The 23,569-nt window shown below is 67.0% G+C and carries 20 protein-coding genes; 3 read left to right on the top strand and 17 right to left on the bottom strand.

All coding sequences use genetic code 11. The annotated features are described in order from the left end of the window. Positions 1–105 precede the first annotated feature (105 nt). From CSC68_RS01730 to CSC68_RS01720, 3 genes are all read right to left on the bottom strand, one after another. On the bottom strand, positions 106–1,455 hold the full coding sequence (locus CSC68_RS01730) for an MATE family efflux transporter (protein ID WP_162201768.1): 1,350 nt from the start codon (positions 1,453–1,455) through the stop codon (positions 106–108). Between the two features lie 236 nt (positions 1,456–1,691). Then, a complete protein-coding gene (locus tag CSC68_RS01725; RefSeq protein ID WP_162201767.1) occupies positions 1,692–3,359 on the bottom strand; it encodes an ATP-binding protein in 1,668 nt (555 codons plus the stop codon). Then, positions 3,346–4,857 (bottom strand): ATPase domain-containing protein, encoded by a 1,512-nt coding sequence (locus CSC68_RS01720; RefSeq protein WP_162201766.1) that lies wholly within the window; start codon positions 4,855–4,857, stop codon positions 3,346–3,348. The genes CSC68_RS01725 and CSC68_RS01720 overlap by 14 nt, the downstream gene beginning before the upstream one ends. Before the next feature lie 217 nt (positions 4,858–5,074). Here CSC68_RS01720 and CSC68_RS01715 point away from each other — a divergent pair, with 217 nt between their 5' ends. Next, entirely contained in the window at positions 5,075–5,836 is a 762-nt protein-coding gene (locus CSC68_RS01715) for a spermine/spermidine synthase domain-containing protein (RefSeq protein ID WP_162201765.1), read from the top strand. 6 nt (positions 5,837–5,842) lie between these two features. Here CSC68_RS01715 and CSC68_RS01710 read toward each other — a convergent pair whose 3' ends face one another. The 3 genes from CSC68_RS01710 to CSC68_RS01700 form a co-directional block, all read right to left on the bottom strand. Continuing rightward, the gene (locus tag CSC68_RS01710; RefSeq protein WP_246193417.1) at positions 5,843–6,508 is read right to left on the bottom strand and encodes a protein tyrosine phosphatase family protein; all 666 of its coding nucleotides are present in this window, start codon (positions 6,506–6,508) and stop codon (positions 5,843–5,845) included. A 9-nt stretch (positions 6,509–6,517) separates the two neighbouring features. Further along, complete coding sequence (locus CSC68_RS01705; RefSeq protein WP_162201764.1) at positions 6,518–6,847, bottom strand: thioredoxin family protein; 330 nt, start codon at positions 6,845–6,847, stop codon at positions 6,518–6,520. Positions 6,848–7,104: 257 nt separating this feature from the next. Then, on the bottom strand, positions 7,105–7,413 hold the full coding sequence (locus CSC68_RS01700) for a hypothetical protein (protein WP_162201763.1): 309 nt from the start codon (positions 7,411–7,413) through the stop codon (positions 7,105–7,107). A gap of 218 nt (positions 7,414–7,631) precedes the next feature. Between CSC68_RS01700 and CSC68_RS01695 the strand changes: the two genes are divergently transcribed. Both CSC68_RS01695 and CSC68_RS01690 read left to right on the top strand, forming a co-directional pair. Further along, on the top strand, positions 7,632–8,108 hold the full coding sequence (locus CSC68_RS01695) for a transporter substrate-binding domain-containing protein (protein ID WP_246193416.1): 477 nt from the start codon (positions 7,632–7,634) through the stop codon (positions 8,106–8,108). Further along, positions 8,105–9,136, top strand: a complete 1,032-nt coding sequence (locus CSC68_RS01690) for a cation efflux transmembrane domain-containing protein (RefSeq protein ID WP_246193415.1) — start codon at positions 8,105–8,107, stop codon at positions 9,134–9,136. The genes CSC68_RS01695 and CSC68_RS01690 overlap by 4 nt, the downstream gene beginning before the upstream one ends. A 24-nt stretch (positions 9,137–9,160) precedes the next feature. Here CSC68_RS01690 and CSC68_RS01685 read toward each other — a convergent pair whose 3' ends face one another. The 11 genes from CSC68_RS01685 to CSC68_RS01635 form a co-directional block, all read right to left on the bottom strand. Beyond that, positions 9,161–9,718, bottom strand: a complete 558-nt coding sequence (locus CSC68_RS01685) for a DUF2058 domain-containing protein (protein WP_162201762.1) — start codon at positions 9,716–9,718, stop codon at positions 9,161–9,163. Positions 9,719–9,791: 73 nt separating this feature from the next. Beyond that, positions 9,792–10,688, bottom strand: coding sequence for a GIY-YIG nuclease family protein (locus CSC68_RS01680; protein ID WP_162201761.1), 897 nt, complete (start codon positions 10,686–10,688; stop codon positions 9,792–9,794). A 122-nt stretch (positions 10,689–10,810) separates the two neighbouring features. Further along, complete coding sequence (locus CSC68_RS01675) at positions 10,811–11,302, bottom strand: hypothetical protein (protein WP_162201760.1); 492 nt, start codon at positions 11,300–11,302, stop codon at positions 10,811–10,813. A gap of 919 nt (positions 11,303–12,221) precedes the next feature. Further along, a complete protein-coding gene (locus tag CSC68_RS01670; protein ID WP_162201759.1) occupies positions 12,222–15,338 on the bottom strand; it encodes a type I restriction endonuclease subunit R in 3,117 nt (1,038 codons plus the stop codon). 68 nt (positions 15,339–15,406) lie between these two features. Then, entirely contained in the window at positions 15,407–15,784 is a 378-nt protein-coding gene (locus CSC68_RS01665; protein WP_246193414.1) for a DNA-binding protein, read from the bottom strand. Continuing rightward, positions 15,732–16,361, bottom strand: coding sequence for a nucleotidyltransferase domain-containing protein (locus tag CSC68_RS01660; protein ID WP_162201758.1), 630 nt, complete (start codon positions 16,359–16,361; stop codon positions 15,732–15,734). The genes CSC68_RS01665 and CSC68_RS01660 overlap by 53 nt, the downstream gene beginning before the upstream one ends. Positions 16,362–16,407: 46 nt before the next feature. After that, the gene (locus tag CSC68_RS01655) at positions 16,408–18,939 is read right to left on the bottom strand and encodes a DUF4268 domain-containing protein (RefSeq protein ID WP_162201757.1); all 2,532 of its coding nucleotides are present in this window, start codon (positions 18,937–18,939) and stop codon (positions 16,408–16,410) included. Continuing rightward, positions 18,936–19,691 (bottom strand): hypothetical protein, encoded by a 756-nt coding sequence (locus CSC68_RS01650; RefSeq protein WP_162201756.1) that lies wholly within the window; start codon positions 19,689–19,691, stop codon positions 18,936–18,938. The genes CSC68_RS01655 and CSC68_RS01650 overlap by 4 nt, the downstream gene beginning before the upstream one ends. Further along, positions 19,688–20,449, bottom strand: a complete 762-nt coding sequence (locus CSC68_RS01645; RefSeq protein ID WP_162201755.1) for a hypothetical protein — start codon at positions 20,447–20,449, stop codon at positions 19,688–19,690. The genes CSC68_RS01650 and CSC68_RS01645 overlap by 4 nt, the downstream gene beginning before the upstream one ends. After that, positions 20,449–21,714: a restriction endonuclease subunit S gene (locus tag CSC68_RS01640; protein ID WP_162201754.1), complete on the bottom strand. Its 1,266-nt coding sequence runs from the start codon at positions 21,712–21,714 to the stop codon at positions 20,449–20,451. Before CSC68_RS01640 ends, CSC68_RS01645 begins: the two co-directional genes overlap by 1 nt. Next, positions 21,711–23,567, bottom strand: coding sequence for a type I restriction-modification system subunit M (locus CSC68_RS01635; RefSeq protein WP_162201753.1), 1,857 nt, complete (start codon positions 23,565–23,567; stop codon positions 21,711–21,713). The genes CSC68_RS01640 and CSC68_RS01635 overlap by 4 nt, the downstream gene beginning before the upstream one ends. Between the last annotated feature and the right edge of the window lie 2 nt (positions 23,568–23,569).

Genomic DNA, 23,569 nt, shown 5'->3' with positions numbered 1-23,569 from the left:
AAAAGCAGGACATCGCGCTTCAAGGAACGCAATAGCCGTGGCGACGGCCCGGACGTCATCGCACTTCGACGGCGCGGGAACACGGCCCTATCCGGGCTCCGGGCATCACCCCAGCCCCGTCTCCAGCCTGCGGTAATACGGCAGCAGTGCCAGTGCCCGCGCGACCACGAACAGCACAAATGCCGCCCACAGCCCGTGGTTGCCCCAGGTTCCGACGGCCAGCCAGGCCACAGGCAGGAACACCGCCAGCGAGGCGAGCCCGGCATTGCGCATCTGCCGCGTGCCTGTGGCACCGATGAAGATCCCATCCAGCTGGAACGCGGCGACCGACAGCAGCACATACAAAGCCACCCAGGGCAGGTGCGCCAGTGCAACTGCGCTCACTTCCGGCAACGCGGTGAGTATCCGTACGAGCACATCTCCGCCCAGCCACAGCGTCGCCGCGAGCACCGCCGCCGTCCCCACCGCCAGCTCGCTGCTCAGCCGCACCGCAAGGCGGAAGCGCTGGCGGTCGCGTGCGCCCACCGCATGGCCCACCTGTGCCTCGGCCACGTAGGCGAAGCCGTCGAGGAAGAACGCGCTGAATGACACGAGCTGCAGCAGCAGGTGGTTGGCGGCCAGGGTGGCATCGCCGATCGCCGCACCCTGGCGCGCGAACCAGCCGAAGCCGCCCAGCAGGCACAGGGTACGGATCATGATGTCGCCGTTGGCCGCCAGCGTACGGCGCAGGTGCGCGCGGTCGCCGATCCGCGGCCACGGCAGGAACGGCTCATCGTCGCGGTGGCGCGCGCGCAACATGCGCCACACCACCGCAGCCGCGACCAGGCAGGTGGTCCATTCGGCAATCGCCGTGCCCAGGCCGATGCCGCGCGCGCCCAGGTCGAGCACGCCGGCCAGGTACACGTCCAGCGCGGCATTGAGTCCATTCAGCAGCAGCTGCACCACCAGCAGCGTGCGGCTGCGGCCCAGGCCTACCAGCGCACCGCACAAGGCATACAGCGCCAGCGCCGCCGGCGCGCCCCACACCCGCGCGGCGAAGTAGTCCGCACCGGTGGCCGCGACTCCGGCGCTGGCATCCATCAGCGCGAAGTAGCCGGCCACCAGCGGCCACTGCAGCAGCCAGATCGCCAGGCCCAGGCCCGCGCCCAGCAGCAACGGACGCAGCAGCGCCGCACGCACTTCGGCCTCGTCGCCGGCGCCGGCGGCCTGGGCGACGAAGCCGGTAGTGGCCATGCGCAGGAAGCCGAAGCTCCAGTAGACGAAGTTGAACAGCAGCGCGCCCAGCGCCAGCGCGCCGAGGTCCGCGGTGCCGCCGTAATGGCCGATCACCGCGGTGTCGACCAGCCCCAGCAGCGGGACCGAGGCATTGGCCAGGATGATCGGCCAGGCCTTGCGGGCGATGGCGGCGCGGGTCAGGGGCGCCGCGGCGGCGCCGGATACGTCAGTCACAGGCATCGGCGAATGATGCCGCGGGTAACGGGGTCAGAGTCACTTTTCCCGGGCACGCTGGCAGGCAACCCAGCAACGGGTAACGGGGTCAGAGTCACTTTTCCCGGGCACGCTGGCAGGCAACCCAGCAAGAAAAGGGGGAAAAGTGACTCTGACCCCGTTAGGCCCACCCCGTTAGGCCCCCGCCAGAGGGAGGGGGAACCCGGGTGCGCTTCGCTTACCCGGGCTACGGGGTTACGCGGCTACGCGGACGGCGCGGCGCCGAGTTGCTGGTGCACCGCCTCGCGCAGGTCGTCCAGGGCGTAGGGCTTGCGCAGCACGGGGATGTCCAGCGCCTGCGCCTGCGGGCCGACCGGGTCGGAGAAGCCGCTGGTCAGCAGGATCGGCAGGCCGGGCCGGCGGCGGCGCACCTCGCGCGCCAGTTCGATGCCGCTGGTACCGCCGGGCATCATCACGTCGGAGAACACCAGGTCGATGTGGCGGCCGTTGGCCAGCGCGCCCAGCGCCGCGCGCGCGCTCATCGCGTGCACCACGTCGCAGCCGATCGCGCGCAGCATCTCCTGCACCAGGCTGGCCACTTCCACGTCGTCCTCCACCAGCAGCACGCAACGGCTCGGCGGCGCTTCCGGGCCGGCCACCACGGTCCGCGCCACCTGCCCATCCGGCAGCGAATGCGGCGATCGCGGCAGCAGCAGGGTGATCGCCGTACCGCGGCCGGGTGCCGAATCGATCTCCACCCTGCCCCCGGACTGCTGGGCGAAGCCATACACCTGGGCCAGCCCGAGGCCGGACCCCTTGCCCACATCCTTGGTGGTGAAGAACGGCTCGAACACGCGGGCCTTGACCTCCTCGCTCATGCCCGAGCCGGTGTCGCGCACCACCAGCCGCACCATCTCCTGCTCGCCGTCCACGCCCCGCTCGACCACGTTGTCGGCGCGGATGGTGATGCGTCCACTGCCGTTCATCGCGTCGCGCGCGTTGACCGCCAGGTTGAGGATGGCGATCTCGAACTCGCCGGCGTCCACGTGCACCGGCCACAGGTCAGGCGCCAGCCGCACGTCCACGTCCACGTCGCCGCGCAGGCTGCGGTCCAGCAGCTCGCCCATGTTGCCCAGCAGCGCCGGCAACGAGGCGGTCGCTGCATGCACCGCATGCCGACGCGAGAACGTAAGCAGCTGCCGTGTAAGCGATGCACCGCGGTCGCTGGCCTGGCGCATGGCACCCATGAACCGCTTGCGGCGCTCCGGCTCGTCGCTGCGCTCGAGCATCTCCAGGCCGGCGCTGATCACCATCAACAGGTTGTTGAAGTCGTGCGCCACGCCGCCGGTGAGCTGGCCCAGCGCCTCCATCTTCTGCGCATGGCGCAGCGAAGCCTCGATGTGCTCGCGCCGTTCCATCTCCTCGCGCAGGCGGTCGTTGGCCTGGTGCAGCTGCGCGGTACGCTGTTCGACCTTCGCTTCCAGCCCTGCCGCCGCCGCTTCGCGGGCTTCCAGCAGCGATTGCACCTCCAGCTGGCGGCCACGCGCCCGCAGGGCGGACCTGACCACGCTGACCAGGGTCAGCGGCTGCAGCGGGCGCTCGACCAGGGACACGTTGCCGAGGCGCTCGATCTGGCGCTGCCGCCAGGCCGCGACGCGCTCGTGCACCACCTGGCTGGTAAGCATCACGAATGGAAGGTCCGACCAGGGCGGCTGTTCCTCGACCCAGCGCGCCAGCTGTTCCTGCGGCTGGCCGACCAGCCCTTCCTCGGCCACGACCACCACGCCGGCACCGTCCAGGCCTGCCAGCAACTCCGCGTAATCGGCACAGGCATGCGCGTTGATCCCGGCGCGCCGCAGCAGTTCCACCGCCACGGCCGCATCGCGTCCGGTGGGGGTGTATACCAGGACGGGGGCGCTACGAGCCGGCACGGCCGTCACCCGGCAGCAGGGGCTCGTCGCTGCCGGTATAGGTCGGCACGCCCGCGAGCACGCCACTGAAGCCGGAAAGGGGCGGGCCCAGCAGCAGGCCACCGGGGCCCAGCTGGAACTCGCGGACGGTCGGCTCGTGGTAGCCGCTGCGCTTCTTCATCACCGATATCGCCCTCCGCACCCTGCCGGCGTGTTCGAAGTAGCGCAGCATCAGCACCGCATCGCTGAGGTAGCTGAGGTCCACCGGCGCTTCGGTTACCCCGACCATTCCGTGCTGGGCCAGCACCAGCAGGGTGACCACGCCCTGCTGTGCCAGGTAGCTCAGCAGCTCGTGCATCTGCAGGATCAGGAAGCGGCCATCCGGCATGGCGTTGAGATAGCCGTTGAGGCTGTCGATCACCACCATCCGCGCGCCATCGACCTCGACCCGGCGGCGTACGATCGCGGCGAACTCGCCCGGCGACATCTCCGCCGGATCGATCTGCTGGAACAGCACGCGACCGGACTCCATGGCCGCTTCCAGGTCCAGCCCCAACGCCTGCGAACGCGCGACCACGGTGCCGCGGACCTCGTCGAAGGCGAACAACGCCACCCGCTCGCCGCGGTCCGCGGCGGCCATGGCGTAGGTGAGGGTCAGCGAGGACTTGCCCACGCCGGCCGCGCCGATCAGCAGCGCGTTCGTGCCGCGCTCCAGGCCGCCGCCCAGCATCCGGTCCAGCTCATTGCTGCCGCTTGGCGTGTATTCGCCAATGAACTCGGTGTGGTGCTCGGAGGCGACCAGGCGCGGATACACCTCGATCCCGCCGTGCACGATCTTCATGTCATGGAAGCCGCCGCGGAAGGCGATACCGCGCATCTTGATCACCCGCATCCTGCGGCGCTCCGCACCGTAGTCGATCACCAGCTGCTCCAGCAGGACCACGCCATGGGAGATGGAGTGCAGCTGCAGGTCGCCCTCGTGCGAGGTCATGTCGTCCAGCAGCACCACCGTGCAGTTTCGGTTGGCGAAGAACTGCTTGAGCGCCAGCACCTGCCTCCGGTAGCGCAACGAGTCCTGCGCCAGCAGGCGCAGCTCCGAGAGGCTGTCGACCACCACCCGCGTGGGATTGACCTGCTCCACCCGGTCCAGGATCCGGCGCGTGGTCTGGCCCAGCTCCACCTCGGCCGGATGCAGCAGCGTCATTTCCTGCTCCTGCTCGAGCATCTCCTCGGAGGGCACCATCTCGACCACTTCCACGGCCGACAGATCCCAGCCATGGCGCTCGGCCACCAGCTCCAGCTCGCGCTGGCTTTCGGACAGGGTGATGTAGAGCACCCGTTCGCCATTGCGCGCGCCGTCCAGCAGGAACTGCAAGGCCAGGGTGGTCTTGCCCGCGCCGGGGCGGCCCTCGTAGAGATAGAGGCGGTGCGGATCGAATCCGCCGCCAAGGATGTCGTCCAGCCCGGGATTGCCGGTGGAAATGCGCGTGCGGCTGTTTCGGCCGGAGCCGTCCTGCATACGGGCTGCCTCTCGCGCCGGGCGCGGAACTGTGATCCGCGCACTATGGACCTCCGACGTGAAGACCACGCCATGGCCGGCGCCGGGGCCTGTCCGGTTCAGCGCGTCTGCCGCCCGCGCGTACCCGCGGGCGGCACGCCGCCAGGGCCGCGAACTTGAACCTCGCGCGCGGATTGACCAGCATGGGAGGCCCGTTTTCCCGAATGAGGACCCTGGATTGACCATAGCCAACGGCCCCCGCGCCGGACTCCGCCTGCCCCGCCCGCCGGTCCCGCCGGCCCCCTCCAACACCGTGCTCGCCGACGAACATACCGGCATGCAGCACGCGGTCGTCACCCGCCACCCGCGCTTCGGGGGCCAGCTGTTCCTGGACGACGACCTGCAGATCTCCGAATCCGACGTCGCCTACGGCGTGGCCATGGCCAGCCCGCTGCTGGCCCATCCGCGCCTGGAACGCGTCGCCGTCCTCGGCGGCGGCGATGGCGGCGTGCTCGCCGAGCTCATCCGCACCCTCGAACCGCTGGACGGCCTGCCGTCCGAACTGACCATGGTCGAGATCGACCCGCGGGTGATGGCGCTGTGCCGCGAGCACCTGTCGGCGCTGTGCGGCGACGCCTTCGACAGCCCGCACGCCCGGATCGTCACCGGCGACGCCTTCGCCTGGATCGCGCAGGCGCACGACCTGGACGCGGTGGTCTACGACCTGACCATGGATCCGGTGCGCGAGGGCCAGTCGCGCGCCGAATTCATCACCGGCATCATCGGCCATATCGCGCGCGCCCTGCGCCCGGGCGGCGTGCTGAGCATGCAGTGCTGCGGGCACGGCCGCGACGATGCAGCCGACCGCATCCTGCGCCGCGAGGTGCTGCCGCTGATCCGGCAGGCGGTGGACGCGCATTTCGTGGAGCGCTGCGAGCAGGACGTGCTGGTGCCGTCCTACCAGGACCTGTGGACCTTCCTCAGCGCACGCAAGGCCTGAGCCGTCTCAGCCGGCGTCGCAACGCGTGGCATCGCCTGCATGGGCGGCGCTACCGGCTTCGGCCAGGCAGCGCTCGCGCAGCAGTTGCTGGCGCACCACCGGCTCCAGCCCGGTAAGACCCCAGCGCCGGCCCTCGGCGAGGGCCGCGTCGTCGTCGGCGCCCTGCAGCCAGGCCGCGCGCAACGCGGCCAGTGCGCCGACGCGGTTGCCGCTGGCGCAATGCACCAGGGTCCGGCCCTGGCCTTCGGCCAGCAGCGCATCGAAGGCCTGGACCGCGACGCGGTCCAGGTCGGCCGGCCCGGCGATGGGCAGGTTGTCATAGCGCAGGCCGGCGGCGCGCACGGCGGCCGCTTCGTCGAAATCGGGCGTCTCGGCATCGGGGGTGAGGTCGATCACCCGGGTGATGCCGGCCGCCTGCAGCGCGGGCAGGTCCGCGGCACTGATCCGGCCGCCGGAACGGATGCCTTCGGCCGGCGTGGCGAAGCGCGCAAGCGGATCGGCGACCGCTGGCGTTGCCGGCGCCGCCGTGGAGGCAGACGACGCCGCTGGCGAGGCGGCCACGGCGGCTTCCGCCGCTTCGCCCACGGCGGCATCCCGCCCGCTCCGCTCCGCCGTACCCGCGCAACCCGCGAGCGCGAGCGACACCACCACCATCACGCCGGGATACTTCATCACCACGCCTCAGCCCCCGACCATCGCCCCGCGCAGCGGCTCCAGGTCCTCCCCGGCCACCGGGCGCACCACCCGCGCCAGTTCCTCGCCCCGATACAGCAGCACCAGGGTCGGCCACAGCTTGACCTTGAACGAGCGCCCCAGCGGCTTGCCGCGGCCATCCTCGACCTTGATGTGCTGCAGATGAGGATGCTCGGCCACGAAAGCCTCGATCGCCGACTGCGCGCCCTGGCAGTGCGGGCACCACGGCGCCCCGAACTCCAGCAGCAACACCTCCCCGCGCGCATCCACCTCGGCACGCGAGGGCTCGGTTTCAGGATAGTGGTTGGTATAGGCCATCAAAACCTCCAAAACCGGGGTCAGAGTGCACTTTTAGGAGAAAGCTGACACGAGCTTACGCCGCGAGGAGATCCGGCGACAGGCGGCCGGGGTCCCCCGGGGTCGGAGTGCACTTTTGGGAAAAGACCGACACGAACGGGTACTGGCTGGATGCCGAAGTCGCAGTGTCCCGCTGCAGACAGCCACGGCGTCCCGGGCAGTTGTCGCCATGGCGCGGGTAGGAATACCCCCAAAACTCGACTCTGACCCCGGTTTTTCTAGAGGCGTTCGACGCGGGTGGCGCGGACCAGCACCTCGTCCTGGCGGAAGCGCTGCTCCAGCCGCTTGCGGTAGGCGGCCCACCAGCCGTGGTCGACGTGGTCGGTCATCACTTCCAGCAGGACCACGTCGTCGCGCTGCACGTCGCCGTCGTCGTCCTCCCACAGGCCCAAGGCCGGGGAACGCACGAACGCGGTGACACCACCGAATCGCTCGGCCAGGTCTGCGCGGACCTCGTCGTACATCGCCTTCGGGAACGCCTGGCCGTCGTTGTCGCGCAGGGGCAGGAACAGCTGGATGAGATGCATCGGCGGTGACCGGGATTTCGCCGCAGGTTCCCACCGCAAGCGTTGCCGGCATGTGATCCGGCTGTCGCTAAACGGGGTCAGAGTCACTTTTCGGGCTGTCCTGCGGGCTTGCCCGCCGAAGACCCGGGAAAAGTGACTCTGACCCCGTTTATCGCTGCTGACCCCAGTTTCTGCCGGCCTGACGGCCCGTTCACCCCGCTGCGTCCATAAGGGCGGCCATGCATCGCATTCGTGCCATGGCGTGGGTGATGTTGGCCTCGGCCACGCTGGCCGGCTGCGGCCCCTACCCGCGCGATGCCGACGACCTCAGCACGCAGGCCGCGCAGCACGCCATGCGCGTGGGCGCCAGCGACGATCCACCCTGGGTGGTGGTGGGCGACGACGGCCGCGTCTCTGGCCCGGAAGCCGAACTGGTGCAGCGCTTTGCCGATGCGCATGGCTACCGCGTCGAATGGAAGCCCGGCGGGCATGACGCGCTGATGCGCGAACTGGAGCGCGCCCGCCTGCATGCGGTTGTCGGCGGCCATGATGCGGATTCGCCATGGAAGCCCAAGGTCGGCTGGTCCCGACCGCTGGGCCTGCGCGCCGGACCCGACGGCCCCATGCCCGAGCGCCGCATCGCCCTGCCACCGGGCCAGTCGGCCTGGCATCTGTCCTTCGACGAATACCTGGTGGAACGGGAGGGCGCGCAATGAGCCGCGACGGCCGCCGCCCGCCTCCGCGCGAACTTCCCCAACAGCAGCGCGAAGCCCTGCGCCGCGCCGAACACCTGTGCTGGTGGACCCTCGGGGTCATGGGCCTGGTGGCGACGATGATGTACTTCGTGATGGGCGGCTCGCAGGCGATGAAGACCGCCCTGGTCGAGGACCTCCTAAGCCTGGTGCCGCCGGCCGCCTTCCTGGTCGCCAGCCGCTTCCGCCGCAAGGGCGTGGACGAGGAGTACACCACCGGCCGCGAGCGGGCGTTCGACGTCAACTTCCTGATCTCGTCGGTGGCCCTGACCGGCGTCGGCCTGGCCCTGGTCTACGACGGCCTGCACACCCTGCTGACCGCCACCCGCCCCGTCGTCGGCACCATGGTGTTCGGCGGCCACGTGGTGTGGCAGGGCTGGATCATGATGGCGGCCATGGTGGTTTCGGTGGTACCGCCGGTGATCCTCGGCCGCAAGAAGATGAAGATGGCCGAGCAGCTGAGCCTCAAGCCGCTGCACACCGATGCGGACGTGGGCAAGGCCGACTGGATGACCGGCCTGGCGGGCATCGCCGGCGTGGCCGGCATCGGCATGGGCTGGTGGTGGGCCGATGCCGCCGCGGCGCTGTTCATCGCCGGCAGCGTGCTGCACGACGGTGCCAGCAACCTGCGCGCCGCGGTGCGCGACCTGCACGATGCCCGTCCGCAGAAGCTCGACCGCAGCGATCCCGATCCCCTGCCCGACGAACTGCGCCGCCGGATCTCCGCCCTGCCCTGGGTCGAAGGCTGCGCCGTGCGCCTGCACGAGGAAGGCTTCCACCTCTCCGGCATCGTGCTGCTGGACAACGCCAGCCTCAGCGCTGCCCAGGCCCAGGAGATCCGCCAGCTCGCCCGCGACCTGCACTGGCGGCTGGACCAGGTGGACGTCTCGCCAGAACCGGGGTCAGAGTCAAACGGGCCAGGGTCAACCGGGGTCAGAGTCACTTTTCCCCAGCGCGGGCGGGCAGTCCGGCGGGAGAGCCGGGAAAAGTGACTCTGACCCCGGTTTTTGCCCCCCTCACCACATCAGGTCGTCAGGCACCTTGAACTGCGCGTAGTACGCCGCGTCCTCGTCGTCCGGGTCGATGGCCTCGGTCGAGGCCTGGCCGTGGTCGACCACGATCATGGACTCGTCGCGCTGGCGCACCTGGTCGGCGGCCACCCGCGGCAGCAGTTCGTAGCCTTCGCCCGCCGCGACGATCACCAGCGCGCCGGAGGCCAGCTTGCGGCGCTGGTCCTCGTCCACCAGCAGGGTCCGAATCACCCCGACGGCGGTGAAGCGGTACTCCAGCTCGCCACTGCGCGGCAGCTTGCGGTCGCGCACGATCTGCCTGGCCTGGGCCTGCAGCTCGCGACGCTGCGCCTGCGCCTTGCGCTCGGCCTCCAGCGCCCGGTCGCGCTCGGCCTTCTCGGCCCGCGCCCGCTGCGCCTCCAGCTCGATCTCGCTGGGACCGGCCGCCCCGCCCTTGGCATTGCGCGCCTTGGCCTGCTCGCGCGCCACCTCGGCCACCTTGGACTTCTTGACCAGCCCGGCCTTGAGCAGCTGTTCCTGGAGGGGGTTGATGGCCTTGGCCATGGCGGGCACCGCGTGTTCTGAAAGGCGGATCAGGATACCCGCCCCGGGGCCGCGCTGCCGCAGGCAGCAAGGATCAGTTGTCGTTCAAGCCGTACGGCGCGCGGGTATGCAGGCGCTGCTTCCAGTGGCCTTCGATCTCGATCACCTCGGCCGCAGGCATATCCGGTCCGACGCGCTGCAGGATCGAGAACTCCAGGTTCTCCTTGCGGCATCCGCGCAGGAGCTTGTTGCCGCCGTGTCCGTCCTTCGCGTATCCCTGCCAGCGGCCGAGGATATTGTCCGCGCCGTAGGCCGATCCGACGTAACCCTTTCCGGATTGACGGTCGAAGATGTAGTAGATGCCGCGCCACTGGCACAGCGCCGCCTTCCAGCTCGTCGGCAGTACCGCCAGCTCCTCCCAGCGCAGCACCAGCTGCTGCCAGTCCGGCACCTTGCGGACCAGCATGCTTTCCTCGTGGATCGCCCGAACCGGGATGACGTTGCGATCCGCCCAGCGCCACCAGGACCGCTCGATGCCGGGCCAGGTCAGCACCAGCCGGCCCTTCCACGCCGCAAGCGCCGGCGCCAGCTGCAAGTCAAAGCGCAGCAACGATTCCCGCTCCGGCCCACCGCATCCGAGCGCAAAAAGCTCCTGCATATGCGGTGTGGTCTCCAGGGCCTCCCGGCTGACGACCTGCTCCCCAGCCACGCGGTAGATCCCCACGAAAAGCGCAGCGCCGGCCTCGTGCCCTATCAGGGAAACCAGGTAAGTGGCCCGCTGCAAGGCAGCCTCCACCCGCGGGCCGTGCTGGCTCTGGTAGGCGTTGTAGAGGTCGTGGCGATCGGCGGCCAACCATGGGAGCACTTCGCGGAGTGTCTTTTCGGCAGGACGATGGCGCATCACCAGGGTGGCTTCCGGATCGATGCCTGCCTTCCCGAGCAGATCGTTGAGCTCGATAAGGCCACCCGTCGCCGTCAATTCCACGCTCATCCCCTGCCCCCGTGTGCTGCGATTGGCCGGCAGCATTCTTCGGGAGCCAGCAAGTCGTCAACAGGTATCTGGAGCAGCCCAAGAAGGCCACCCGAAGGTGGCCTTCCAAGGCCCTTCCCCGGTCACTGCACCGGTTCCGGCGCCGGTTCCGACGTCTGATCGTTGCTGCTGCGCCGGCGGCGGGCGAAGCGGGCCGACAGGGCCTGGCGCAGGTGGTCCAGGCCTTCGCCCTTGCCGGAGACCTTCAGCACCGCGTAGCCCTCGAGGGAAGCGGTCATCAGGTCGCTACCGAGGGCCATCTCGGTGTCTGAGAGGCGCTCGAGCAGGCGCGCCAGGCGCTGACGCAGCGGTCGCACTGCGTCGATCGCCGCCAGGTCGCGGCGGTAGCCATCGAGGTTGAAGTTGCGCGGCAGGACCTCCGGGTTCTGCTCGAAGGCCACCAGCGCCTGGCGGCAGAACGCTTCGGACTTGTCGCCCATCTTGGTGAGGTTGCGACGCATGGTCGGGTCCAGGTCGCGCAGCATCACCAGGTGCGTCTCCAGCCGGCTGATGGCCTCGTCGATCCCGGCCAGGGACTCGGAGGACAGCTCGAAGTCGATGAGGTTCTGGCTCATTTCATCTCCTTGTCAGTGATACCGGCCCTCATGCCGGCCCGCAGACGCTGGCGGCCTCTCCGCGCTCCCGCCATCAGCGGGCGACTGAATTTCGTGCAGGAAATTGCCGAAGTCACCTCGGAAAATTCCGGCACCCTCCAGGCGCCCCGTGCCAAGCCCACTCCGAAAGTCCTGTCAGATTCCGGCGCATCGGCTTGCCAGAAAACCTGCAATCGCGGCATCAGACAAACGCAAGCTACTGACGCACAAAAGACTTCCGGCCTGCCAGTACTGCTTGCACCTTTCCGCCGTGTCGAGTGGTGTCGGAAAAGCCCGACATCCGCCGCGGATCCGGTCGACATGACACCGCGACGCCGGGCGCCGAGGCTCATCTGCTCATTGCCGGCTCCCACAGCCCGGAGCGCCCCACGGGCCAGTCCGCACACCGCTGCCCGGGCCCTACCCGCAAGGCTCCGAGCCCCGACCGTCCGGCTCCCCAGCCTTGCGCGCAAAGCCCGGAGCCTTGCACGCGAGGCTCAGAGCCTTGCAGCCGGAGCCCGGGGCCTTGTGCGCAAGGCTTTAGGCCTTGCAAACGCAAGGCTCCGAGGTCCAGGTGCAAGGCTCGGAGCCTCGATCGCAAAGCCCGGAGCCTTGCGCGCAAGGCTCACCAGCCCCAAGCGCAAGGCTCAAAGCCCCGAGCGCAAGCCGAAAAGCCTTGGAGTCCGGAGCGTTTTGGCTTGCGGGCGAGGCTCGGAGGCTTGTGCGTAAGGCTTGGAGCCTTGATCGCAAGGCACAAAGACCTGTGGCCAAAGCCCAGAACCTCGATCACGAGGCTCCGGAGCCTTGAGGGCGAAGCTCCGAGCCATGCACTGATGTGCTGGAACGCGACCAAGGGGCAAACCCATACACCAGCGCCCACGGCGCGAGCATGCAAAGCGACCTAGCCGGACAATCCTGCGCTCTGTCCGGAACCGGCACGCGCCCGGAGAGATTCGTACAGCTGTCCCGGCCCCAGGAGGATGTCCTTCAATCCATCCTGGACGCGCTTGGAGTCCAGCGCCTGCTGGCTCATCGTGGCATGGGCCTCGAATGCGTCGATGATCGCGTCCACCAGGGCACGGGACAGATCCGGAGAATTCCCGAACTGCTCCTTGGAGTTGGATGCCGCCTGCTGCGCCAGGGTCGCGTTCTGCAGCAACTTGCCCTTGATCGCTCCATTCACGTACTGCAGCTGGTCGTCGTCCGTGATCTGCCCTTCGAACAAGCCGTTGACCCGTTCAATGATCTCTGCAAGGTAGGCGTGCTCCTTTTCCCGCACCCCACCACTGCCTACCGCCTCCATTGGCGAAAGCGGATACGGCTCGGCGCTGGAGAGGGAAAGCGTCTGCTTACCGCGGTTACGCAGCGTGTGGTGGGTCAGGACCACCTTGGACAGATCCACCGTTTCACGCTCGCGCCCGAACTCCAGCAGCGGCAGAAGACGGCGATAGAACAGGAACCGCTTCTCGATGTCGGTGTTGCCGTAATCGAACATCTGCGACAGGAACGCGTAGATCCTGTTGAATGCCCCCATGTCGCCCTTGAACAGCAGCAAGGCATCCAGCTTGTCCTTGGCATCGTCCGCAGCCTGCGACTGCCCTGCCGCCTGCGCCTTGGCCAAATCCTCGGCGGCAGCCTTGTACTGCTTGAGCAGGCGATCCGCGACGGGCTGGATGGCAGCCACCAGCTGCGACTGCTTTGCACCAGCGTCAAGCTCGACCTTGACCACGCGCTCAACCTCGTAGTCGTCGTAGTGGCCGGCAGCGTCGAGCTTGGCCCGCAAGCTGAACACCAGATCCGGATCGGTTGTCGCTTCCAGCTCAGCCGTCTCGTAGTAGGTCCGGAACGCCTGCAGGATCTCGTCCGTGTCGTTCTGGAAATCCAGGATGTAGGTGGTGTCCTTGCCCGGATAAGCACGATTGAGCCGCGACAGGGTTTGCACGGCCTGGATGCCCCCCAGCTTCTTGTCCACGTACATGCCACATAGCAGGGGCTGGTCGAATCCTGTCTGGAACTTGTTGGCCACCAGCAACAGGTGATACTCGGGGAGAGCGAACGCCTCCCGGATATCGCGGCCTTTCAAGCCCGGATTGAGGAGCGCACTACCCTCAGTCACCGGCTCGGGGAACGTCTCCGGATCGTCCACCTCGCCGGAGAATGCCACCAGCACGTCCAACGGGTAGCCACGACGGGTGATGTACTCGCGGATGGCCTTCTGCCAGCGCACGGCCTCGCGGCGCGAGGCTACCACCACCATGGCCTTTGCCCGGCCTTCCAGTAGCGGCTGCACGTTCTCGCGGTAATGCTCCACCACGACCTGGACCTTGGCCGCGATGTTGTAGGGGTGCAGGCGAACCCACTGCATGATCCCCTTCATGGCCGTGCTGCGCTCCACCTCGGCGTTGTCGAACTCCTTGCCGTTGTGGGCCAGCCGGAAAGCCAGGCTGTAGGGCGTGTAGTTCCTCAGGACATCGAGAATGAAACCTTCCTCGATGGCCTGGCGCATCGAGTACACATGGAACGGCTGCGGCAGGCCATCGGGCCCGGTGCGTCCGAACAGTTCGAGCGTCTTGGCCTTTGGGGTAGCAGTGAAGGCGACATAGGTCAGTCCGGACTGGGCACTGCGTGCCTCCATTTGCGCAGCAAGCAGCGTTTCGGTGTCGATCTCCCCACCGTCCTGCAGTTCTTCCCATTCCTTCGCGCTCAGCAGCTCCTTGAGCTTCGCTGCCGCCTGCCCGGTCTGCGAGCTATGCGCCTCGTCGGCGATGACCGCAAACCTCTTCCCCTCGGTAGCTGCCAGCTCCTGCACGGCCTTGAGCGCAAACGGGAAAGTCTGGATGGTGCAGACGATGATCTTCTTGCCAGCCTTGAGCGCCTCGCCCAGCTGGGCGCTCTTGCTACCTTGCTCGCCGGTAATGGAAGCCACAACCCCGGTTGTGCGCTCGAAGTCGAAGATCGCTTCCTGCAACTGCGAGTCCAGCACCGTGCGGTCGGACACCACCAGCACGCTGTCGAACATCTTCGCATTGCCGGCATCATGCAGGTCGGCGAGGAAGTGTGCAGACCAGGCGATCGAGTTGGTTTTTCCAGAACCTGCCGAGTGCTGGATCAGATAGCGCTGTCCCGGGCCACTGGCGCGCACGTCGGCCACCAGCTTCCGGGTCGCATCCAACTGGTGGTAGCGCGGGAAGATGATCGTCTTCAGCTGCTTCTTGCTGTCGCGCTTTCCGATCAGGTAGCGCCCCAGGATTTCCAGCCAGCTGTCCGGGGCCCAAACTTCCTCCCACAGGTAACGGGTGGCTGGACCCTCGGGATCCGGGGGATTGCCCGCACCGCCGGCATTGCCGCGATTGAACGGCAGGAAGGTAGTCCCAGCGCCCGCGAGTCGCGTCGTCATCATCACTTCGGACTGGCTTACGGCGAAGTGCACCAGTGCCCCTCCGGGAAAGGCCAGCAGCGGCTCCGCCAAGCCGCCCTTGGGATGCGGGTCACGATCGAACCGGTACTGGTCGACCGCATCCCCCACGGACTGGGTGAAGTCGGATTTCAGCTCGGCCGTGGCCACGGCGATGCCGTTGACGAACAACACCAGGTCGACACAGTCATTGGGCTTGTTGGCCGAGTGCTTGACCTGACGCACCACGCGCAGCCGGTTGGTCGCGTAGTGCTGCTCGATCACCGGGTTCAACGCGAGGGCTGGGCGGAACTGCACCAGTGACAGCGGGCGTTTGAGCCCTACCATCTCCACCCCGCGGCGCAGCACCTCCAGGGTGCCGCGTTCATCGAGGTTCTTGCGGATGCGCTGCACCAGCACAGCCTGGGCCTGCGGGCCGTGGGCCTTTGCCAGTGCCTGCCAGCTGTCCGGCTGGGTGGCCTGGAGCCAGGCGACCAGATCCGGCGGGTACAGGGCGTGCTGCCGGTCGTAATGCGCCGCGTCGCCCTCGGCGTAGAGCCAGCCACTGCTGGCCAGGTGCTCGCAGATCTCGCGCTCGAAGTGGTGTTCCTGGTGCAGGTTCATGCATCCCCCATCGCGTCCGGCAGGTTGGCGCGCAGCCACGCCTCGGTGTGCGCCAGCAGCCGCGCGGCTTACGATAGCGCTTCGGCCAGCGTGGCCTCGGAGACCGGGTCGCCTTCGTAGTCGCTCAGGTTTCGCTTCCTGCGCAAGGCATCGAGCACGATGATGTCTTCGGCCGCCACGCCCATCGTGTGTCCCAGGCACTGGATCGCGGTCTGGTGGTGGCCCGGCTGGCTGGTGGAGGTACGGTAGCCCCGCGCCCATAGCCCCAGCATCGCGCATTGCATCGCGCACTTGTAGGCCGCGTCGAAGCGGCTGTCCGCACTGATGCTCTCCACCCGCGCATCGGCCAGGTTGCGGCGTGCCGCTTCCAGCAGCCTCCGGATCGCAGCCGGCTCAGCCGCGTGCGTCTGCAACTGGCGGATCGCCAGCAGGTTCTCCAATGTCATCCCTGTCCCCTGTCACCATCAACTTCGGCCCGTCCAGCAGCTGTCTGGCAAATGCATCGCCTGCGGCCAGCTTCCGCCGGAACTCCCGGCCGGAGTACACCACAGGATTGATCTCCCGACCCAGTTCGATCTGCGCCGGGTGGATGGCGCGCACGATGTCGGCAAACCCCACGTCCCCGAGCACCAGCAGGTCCACATCGCTGCCGGCCACTTCCGTGCCCCGGGCCACCGAGCCGAAAATCCAGGCCGCCTCGATCGCGGAAGCCAGCGGCGCAAGCACCTCGCGCAGGACCGGCACGGCGCCATGGGTCTTGCGGAACATCGCTGCCAGCTCGTCGTACAGCAGGCACGCCCGGTTGGCCTGGTAGCGCACCTGGTTGCCCTGCTCGCGCCGGACCAGCAGCCCGGCACCGACCAGCTTCTCCAGCTCACGCCCCAGCGTGCCGGCGTGGCTGCCGGTGAGCCTGGCCAGCTCCCGAAGGTGGAAGCTGGCCTCCGGCTGCAGCAGCAGCACGGCCAGAACCGCCTGACGGGTCTGGCCGAAAAGAAGGTCCATCAAGGCTGATGTGTTGCTCATGTGGCAACGATTGTTGCCTTGTAGGCAACCAGCATGCAAGCCAGCCTCATAGCGCGTTGATCCGGGAGCGCAGAGCCGCGTCCATCCGATACGCCAGGTCGACCAGCCGATCATGGAGTTCAGGCCACTCCGACTCGGGCACCAGCCAGCCTCCCTCGGTGGTGGAACGGATTCGGGAACGCTTCTGTTCGGCCAAGCCGGCCCAGTCCAGCGGCATGCCGAACGCCTCCTCTATCTCGGCACGATGGGCGTGCAGTGCATCGAACAGGGCCGTACCGCCATCTTCGTGATGGATCAGGCAGGTCACCCGCGCCTCGCCACGGGTCATGGCCACGTTCAGACGGAACCCGTTGCGCCCCAGTCCGACCCCGAGCCAAGGGTTCGCGCTGCGGGTACGCCGCTGGAACAACGCGCCGCGCGCATTGGCCTTGGCCAGGAACTGGTCCCAGAAGCGGCGGTACAGGTCCTCCCTGGCGTCGTCTTCCCCCTCGTCCTCATCCGACTCGCCTGCAGGAACGCCCTCCTCCCACTCGGCGAAAGTCTGCCCCGTGGCCTGCACGCGCCAGCTCATGCGCCCGTTCGCTGATCGACCCCATACCACCGCCGCGGCTGCGCTCGGACTGCTGAACCAGGTATCGCGCAGGAACTCGCGTGCTTCACCCACTGGCGGTGCCAGCGTGCCGTTGTCGACCAGATCCTGGTGCAGGAACTTGTAACCGCCGTCGACGCCCACCCAGTCCGCCCGTGCGCGCGACCCAGCAAGCACCACAAACTGGCCATCCACTTGCCTGCCCGTCGCCTGGATCTGGTGATTCAAGCCGCCGAGTACGAATACAGGCGACTCCGCTTCTGACGCGGTCGTCGCCGCCGGAGATTTCGCAGCCGCAGCACGCGTGACCAGCTGCCAGTGATCCTCGGCAAGTTTGAGCAGCGATGCCTGTCGCGCCTGCAGCACAGACCCGTTCCACTCGGCCTGTTGCAGCACCTGGGTGGTCAGCGGAAACGCACACGCGCCCCCTTTGCTGAAATAGGCCTGCTTCTTGCGGTCGAATTCATAGTTGCTGGCACTGCTGTTCTTCTTGCGGTTGAGCAGCGCCAGATTGCCCAACCGGTGCACCCAACCCTGGCGTTCCTGCTCGCTTGGCATCCACTTCACCCAGGTGCTGTCCGGGCGCGGCGTCTGCGGCAGCACGTGCTCCACCGTGACCTGGTCGTGCTGCATGGTCTTGCTGCCATCGGATACCAAGGCGTCCAGTCGCAGCAGGATCACGCCCAGCGCACGCGCCGAATGCGTCCGGTACAGCGGCCCATCCAGCATCGTGTACATCTCGTGCTGCTCCAGCGGCGAGAGCTGCAGTGCAGACCCGGGCTGCGCCAGATCGTCACCGGCTTCGACCGCCGCCGTCAGCCGCGAGAACCGCTCGATGCGCTCATTGACGCCCGCCTTGCGCACCAGCATCGAGTACGCCAGCCGCTCCAGGCCGGTCACGAACGCAAGCAGCGCGTCCGGATCTCCCTTGTGGCGCGTGAAGTGCGCAAGCGCGGGAGGCATCCAGTCCTTGAACTCCAACCGGTTGAGCCAGCGCAGCGCATCGTTGATCGCCTCGGCATGACGCGTACTGGCGTGGTCAGCATCGCTGATCTCGCGATATGCCTGGGCCATCGGCTCCAGCACCTTGTCGATGAACGCGGCCGGGTCCGCTGGCGCCACGTGGTCGCGAAACTCCTTGAGCAAGGTCCCTTTCGGCTTGGCCTTGCGGTACACCATGCGGATGTGGCTGAACAGTTCGCCGAAACCATCGCGTCCCAGGTCTGACTCCAATGCTTCCCATTTGTCGGTGTACGTCTTTCGCGCCATGTCCTGCAGCGCACCGATGATCTCCGCCTTGAGGATGTCGGTGGCCGTCAGGTCCAGGCCACGACTGTTCATCACACCGAAGATCCGGTACGCCGAATCCAGGTCCGGTGTCGCGACAGCCACCAGGTAGCAGCGCGTGACGATGAACTGGACCAGCCGCACCAGCGCGGCAGGCTCCAGATCGCGCAGTACCGCCATGAAGTGCCGCGCATTGTCACGCAGCCGCTGCTGGCTGTCGGGCAGCGCCTCGTTGCCAGCGACCAGCTGTTCGATGCCGCCTTCGTGCTGCACGCGCTCGCGGAAGAACTGCCTGTCGCGCTCGCGCAGGGTCAGCCGATAGTGGTTCTCGGTGGCCGAGACGATGTCGCCCTGGTCGTAGATGCGCCGCGTGATGCCCCTGCGCACGTTCTCGTCCGACACAACGGCCCGGATGCAGGCCAGCAGCAGGGTCAGCGTGGTCAGCCGCTGCTGGCCATCCACGACCTGCGCCTTCGGCGAGGACTCCTCCTTGATCAGCACCAGGCTGCCGAGGAAGTACGGCGGAATGTCCTCCAACTTCGTGCCGCCTGTGCGCATGTAGCCCAGGAGGTCGTCGAGCAGTTCCTGCGCCTGGTCCACGCCCCACGAGTACGGCCGCTGGTAGGCCGGTATCGAGAACATGTACTCGTCGCTGAAAATCTTGGCCAGTGGTTGTTCCTTGGCCGTCAACGTGTGCGTCATGACTGTCCTTTCCCCTGCATATGGATGCTGTGCTTGCCGGTGAACCAGCGGCCGGTGACCCGGCTGCGGCGATACTCCCCCAGCCAGCCGACGGTGCGATCGAACACCTCGATCCTCCAGGAGCGGTCCCCAAGTGGCGGAAGCTGCCCGTGCAGCCGCTCCAGATCGGCCAGCCAATGTGCCAGCCCGCTCGTGACCAGCACCACCCTGCGCTGCGCCGCATACCTCTGCACCAGCGGATCAGCCGATGGTGTGTCCAGACACGGGCCTGCATGTGCGGCCAGATGCAGGGGATCGCTGCCGCCATAGAACGGATCGTGGTGGTGCACCTGGCCACGACGGACGAAGGCCCGCCACCAGTCCTCGTCCGGCCAGCGCGAGTGCTGCGCCAGCCAGGTCGGTGAGGGACCGTTGAACGGGTCCTGCGCCTGGGAGCGCAGGTATCCAACCCCGGCCGGGAGCCATGTCCAGGCCGCGTAGTAATCGATCAGGTCGTCTTCGCCCCAGACCTCGCTGACGAGCGCCAGCACGGGGGAATCCTGTACGGGCTTTCCGCTCGCGTACCACCAGCCGAGGCCACCGCCCACATCCCTCCAGCCCAGCACATTGCTCAGCAGGTAGTGCAGCGCGCCCCAGTACGCACAGGCGTCCTCGAAAGACGCATTACCGGGCCGCGACACACCAGCCCGGAGCTCCGGGTCGGCCAATGCCCGGAACACGGCGGGTACATGACGCAGCCAGGGCTCTTTCACGACGTCAGCAGATTGATCAGAACGTCCTGTCCAATCTCGCCGGCTTTTCGCCGCAGCCGCGCCATCGCGTCAGGCGGATCGGGCAGCTGCGGCAGGTACACGTGGCAGCCGGTCTTGTGATGGAAATGCCGGGCCATGTACCAGAGTTCGGCGGCGATCGCCTCTTCCGAAGCGCCCGTGCCATGCAGGCGGACGTACCGCTCCAGCGCCAGGGTGGCGATCTGGTCGCCATCCACCTGGGACTGCCGCGCGGCATCACCCTGCCAGTGGACGCGCACCGTGCCGCGCTCCTCGTCCCAGTCCGATTCGTCTACCGGGAGGATGAGGGTGCCGTCCTGCAGCGAGCGTGCGCACCAGACACCATCTCGGTCCTCATGCGTGTAGAGCGGCATCAGGTTGGCGAGAAACCCGACCACGGCTGCGCTCTTGCCTTCGCGTGGCGCTGCCAGCGTCGACAACCACGCTTGCAGCCGGGGCGACAGCGTCACCCGGTCGTCCTTGTTGAAGGAGATCGTGGTCTGTCTTCCATTGGCGCGGTAACCGGTGCAGGCCAGGTTCGGCTCACGCCTTGCCAGCCGGCGCAGGAACTCGGCGACGGGGACGAACCCCTTATGGGCGGCGGCGCGCTCGTTGTGCAGGTAGACCACGGGCACGCCATCGCGCCGGGTGACGCGCGGACACACGATCTCCTCCGGCGCGGTGGTGCGGTACTCGATATCCGGCAGGCAACCATCCACGATGAAGCTCTCGGCTCGCATTAGGCAGCCTCCGCTTCACCAAGTCCGCGCACGTCTATCTGCCCCGTAACCGCAGCAGCGATGAGAACGCTTCGACGCTCCCTCAGCAGATCAATCGCTCTTCTAGCTTCTGCGTCCAGGGAATCAAAGCTTGAAGCCACCCTTTCGAGGAAAGCGGCAATCGCCTTTTGCTCAACCAGCGGTGGAACGGTCAACTGGAAGTTTCTGATCGTACTTACATTGACATGAGGCGACGTCGCGCCAACTGTGTCCAGTTCTCCCTGCCGATAGATTCCGACACTATTGAGCTGCCACATCAAGAATCGCGGACAGACCTCTGCAGATGGGCGAAACTGCATCATTCTCTGCCCCAGGCAATAGCGATCCGACTCGGGAACGAGCGCGGCGTGACCCCATCTTTCACCTTCCCGGCCATAGACGATGTCACCCTCTTCCAGCCTTGAGCGACGGATCCGCTCCTCGTACTCAGACTGAGAGACCCGATACAGGTCCTCCTTGATCAGGACACCACGATCAAGGTCCGCCGTGCGGATGACCAGGTAGGCTCCGTCAGCATCGTAGATCGGGGTTGAGTGAGGGCAGTCGAAGATAGCGTCGGTCAAATACTTCAACCGACTAGTATTCCAATGCACAGGCACCTCGCCCAGCCAGGCGATGCCGGAGTCCTTCATCGGGACGTTGGGATCCAGGCCGCGGGTGACGGCGTGGGAGATGGTGGCCTGGCGCTTCTCGGCCAGCAGCGCCAGCAACTTTTCCTGCTCGGCGATCAGCGCGTCGACCTTGGCGGTTTCGCGATCGAGGAATCTAGATATCGCACGCTGTTCGCCAAGAGGCGGGCACGACATTCGGTGAGCATCAAGCGCGCCTTTTGTCATGCTCGGCAATGCAGTGTTAGTCGAGTACATGCCGAACGGAATGGTGGTCGCCGCGTAGTAGCAGTACCGACCACAGGCGGTTGAACGGATCCGTGACCAGTACATCGTATCGACGGTCCAGAATCTCCCGGTGACATACAAAGGTTTATCAATGGTGCCTTTTCGACCAAGAAGCACGGACTCACCGTCGTAGATGTAGTCGGTCGCGGACGCGAAGCGTCCACCGGAACCAAGTACCGGATACCCCTCGTCCGCCTCTATGGCTTTGTAGTCAGCACCATTCTCAATGTCGAGAAAGCGTTTCAGCGGCGCTACATCCCAGTGAGCCGGCATCTTACCCAGCCACGCCACCCCACTGTCCTTGTAATCCGGATACCTCGGCAGACTCATTCCGCCATCTCCCCCAGCATCCGCATGATGTTGGCGGCGACCTCCTTCAGCTCCGCATCGATCACTTCCAGCGGGCGCGGCGGCTCGAATACGTAGAAGTGCCGGCTGAACGGGATCTCGTAGCCCACCTTTGTCTTCGCCTCGTCGATCCAGGCGTCTGGCGCATGCGGCAGCACCTCACGCTCGAAATAGGCCTGGATGTCCTGTCCCAGCGGCACGTTCTCGGTATCGCGCAGGGCGCTGTCCGGCTGCGGTTTGCCCTTCTGCTTACCCTTCTGGCCCAGCACGATGTTGCCGGCCTCGTCGCGCAGCGGGCGCTCGACGGTGATGGTGGTGTAGCCGAACTCCTCGTTGGCGAACACACGGCTGATCGGCACGCGCTTGAGGCGACCGCCTTCGGGCGCTACCGGCGGTGATTCGGCACCAGTGGCGGTGACCAGCACCGGCTCGCCCAGCGGCTGGCCCTTGGCATCCAGCGCGGTGACCAGCTCGGCCTCGGTGAACTCGCCGAACAGGCGGGTGACGGTGGCGATGTGCTCCTCGCCCATCTCCTTGCGCTTGGAGCCCAGGCTCTTGCGCATCTTGCGCCAGAAGCCGCTGGCGTCGATCAGCTGCACATGGCCGCGGCGGTCGTCGTCCTTCTTGTTGGAGACGATCCAGACATAGGTAGCGATGCCAGTGTTGTAGAACATGTCGGTGGGCAGGCCGATGATGGCCTCCACCAGGTCGTTCTCCAGCAGGTAGCGGCGGATCTCGCTCTCGCCGCTGCCGGCGCCGCCGGTGAACAGCGGCGAGCCATTGAGCACGATGCCAAAGCGGCTGCCGCCCTGCCCGTCCACCACCGGCGCCATCTTCGACACCAGGTGCAGCAGGAACAGCATGGAACCGTCAGACACGCGCGGCAGGCCAGGGCCGAAACGGCCGGCGAAGCCCTGCTGTTCGTGCTCGGCACGGATCGCCTTCTCGACCTTCTTCCACTCCACGCCGAATGGTGGATTGGAGAGCATGTAGTCGAACTTGCGGGTCGGAAAGCCGTCCTCACTCAATGTGTTGCCGAAGGCGATATTGGCCACGTCCTGGCCGCGGATCAGCATGTCGGCCTTGCAGATCGCGTAGGACTCGGGATTGAGCTCCTGTCCGTACAGGGTGAGACGCGCGGACGGGTTGTGTCCCAGCAGGTGCTCGGCGGCCACCGAGAGCATCCCGCCCGTGCCTGCGGTCGGGTCGTACACGGTGCGCACCACGGCATTCCCCGGGGTGAGCACGTCGGCGTCCTCGATGAAGATGAGGTTGACCATCAGCTTGATCACCTCACGGGGCGTGAAGTGCTCACCCGCGGTCTCGTTGGACAGTTCCGAGAACCGGCGGATCAGCTCCTCGAACACGTGCCCCATCTGCGCGTTGTCCACCCGGTCGGGGTGCAGGTCGATGCCGGCAAACTTCTCGGTGACCAGGTAAAGCAGGTTGGCCTTAGCCAGGCGCTCGACCTGGGTGTGGAACTCGAAGCGCTCGAAAATGTCGCGCGCCTCGGGCGAGAAGCCCTGCACGTACTGGTACAGGTTTTCGCGGATGTGGTCCTGGTCGCCGACCAGCGTGGGCAGGTCCAGCGGACTGGTGTTGTAGAAGCCAGCACTGCCGACGATGCGCTTCAGGAACGGGTCCGGGTTGACTCCGGCCTCGGTCCTCTTCTTGTACTCGGCCAGCACCTTGGCCTTGGTCGGCGCCAGTACGCAGTCCAGGCGGCGCAGTACGGTGAACGGCAGGATGACCTTGCCGTAGTCTGATTGCCTGTAATCGCCGCGGAGCAGGTCCGCGACGGACCAGATGAAGGCAGAAAGAGCTTGCTGGTTCAAGG

It is taken from the genome of Pseudoxanthomonas suwonensis (assembly GCF_010093235.1).
Classification (GTDB): Bacteria; Pseudomonadota; Gammaproteobacteria; order Xanthomonadales; family Xanthomonadaceae; genus Pseudoxanthomonas; species Pseudoxanthomonas suwonensis.
This window is presented reverse-complemented; position numbering and strand designations above follow the sequence as displayed.

Excerpts from the sequence above, each read along its gene's own strand:
- CSC68_RS01730 (WP_162201768.1), bottom strand. The coding sequence starts at position 1,455 with ATGCCTGTGACTGACGTATCCGGCGCCGCCGCGGCGCCCCTGACCCGC.
- CSC68_RS01720 (WP_162201766.1), bottom strand. The coding sequence starts at position 4,857 with ATGCAGGACGGCTCCGGCCGAAACAGCCGCACGCGCATTTCCACCGGC.
- CSC68_RS01710 (WP_246193417.1), bottom strand. The coding sequence starts at position 6,508 with ATGAAGTATCCCGGCGTGATGGTGGTGGTGTCGCTCGCGCTCGCGGGT.
- CSC68_RS01705 (WP_162201764.1), bottom strand. The coding sequence starts at position 6,847 with ATGGCCTATACCAACCACTATCCTGAAACCGAGCCCTCGCGTGCCGAG.
- CSC68_RS01700 (WP_162201763.1), bottom strand. The coding sequence starts at position 7,413 with ATGCATCTCATCCAGCTGTTCCTGCCCCTGCGCGACAACGACGGCCAG.
- CSC68_RS01695 (WP_246193416.1), top strand. The coding sequence starts at position 7,632 with ATGCATCGCATTCGTGCCATGGCGTGGGTGATGTTGGCCTCGGCCACG.
- CSC68_RS01690 (WP_246193415.1), top strand. The coding sequence starts at position 8,105 with ATGAGCCGCGACGGCCGCCGCCCGCCTCCGCGCGAACTTCCCCAACAG.
- CSC68_RS01685 (WP_162201762.1), bottom strand. The coding sequence starts at position 9,718 with ATGGCCAAGGCCATCAACCCCCTCCAGGAACAGCTGCTCAAGGCCGGG.
- CSC68_RS01680 (WP_162201761.1), bottom strand. The coding sequence starts at position 10,688 with ATGAGCGTGGAATTGACGGCGACGGGTGGCCTTATCGAGCTCAACGAT.
- CSC68_RS01675 (WP_162201760.1), bottom strand. The coding sequence starts at position 11,302 with ATGAGCCAGAACCTCATCGACTTCGAGCTGTCCTCCGAGTCCCTGGCC.
- CSC68_RS01670 (WP_162201759.1), bottom strand. The coding sequence starts at position 15,338 with ATGAACCTGCACCAGGAACACCACTTCGAGCGCGAGATCTGCGAGCAC.
- CSC68_RS01665 (WP_246193414.1), bottom strand. The coding sequence starts at position 15,784 with ATGACATTGGAGAACCTGCTGGCGATCCGCCAGTTGCAGACGCACGCG.
- CSC68_RS01660 (WP_162201758.1), bottom strand. The coding sequence starts at position 16,361 with ATGAGCAACACATCAGCCTTGATGGACCTTCTTTTCGGCCAGACCCGT.
- CSC68_RS01655 (WP_162201757.1), bottom strand. The coding sequence starts at position 18,939 with ATGACGCACACGTTGACGGCCAAGGAACAACCACTGGCCAAGATTTTC.
- CSC68_RS01645 (WP_162201755.1), bottom strand. The coding sequence starts at position 20,449 with ATGCGAGCCGAGAGCTTCATCGTGGATGGTTGCCTGCCGGATATCGAG.
- CSC68_RS01640 (WP_162201754.1), bottom strand. The coding sequence starts at position 21,714 with ATGAGTCTGCCGAGGTATCCGGATTACAAGGACAGTGGGGTGGCGTGG.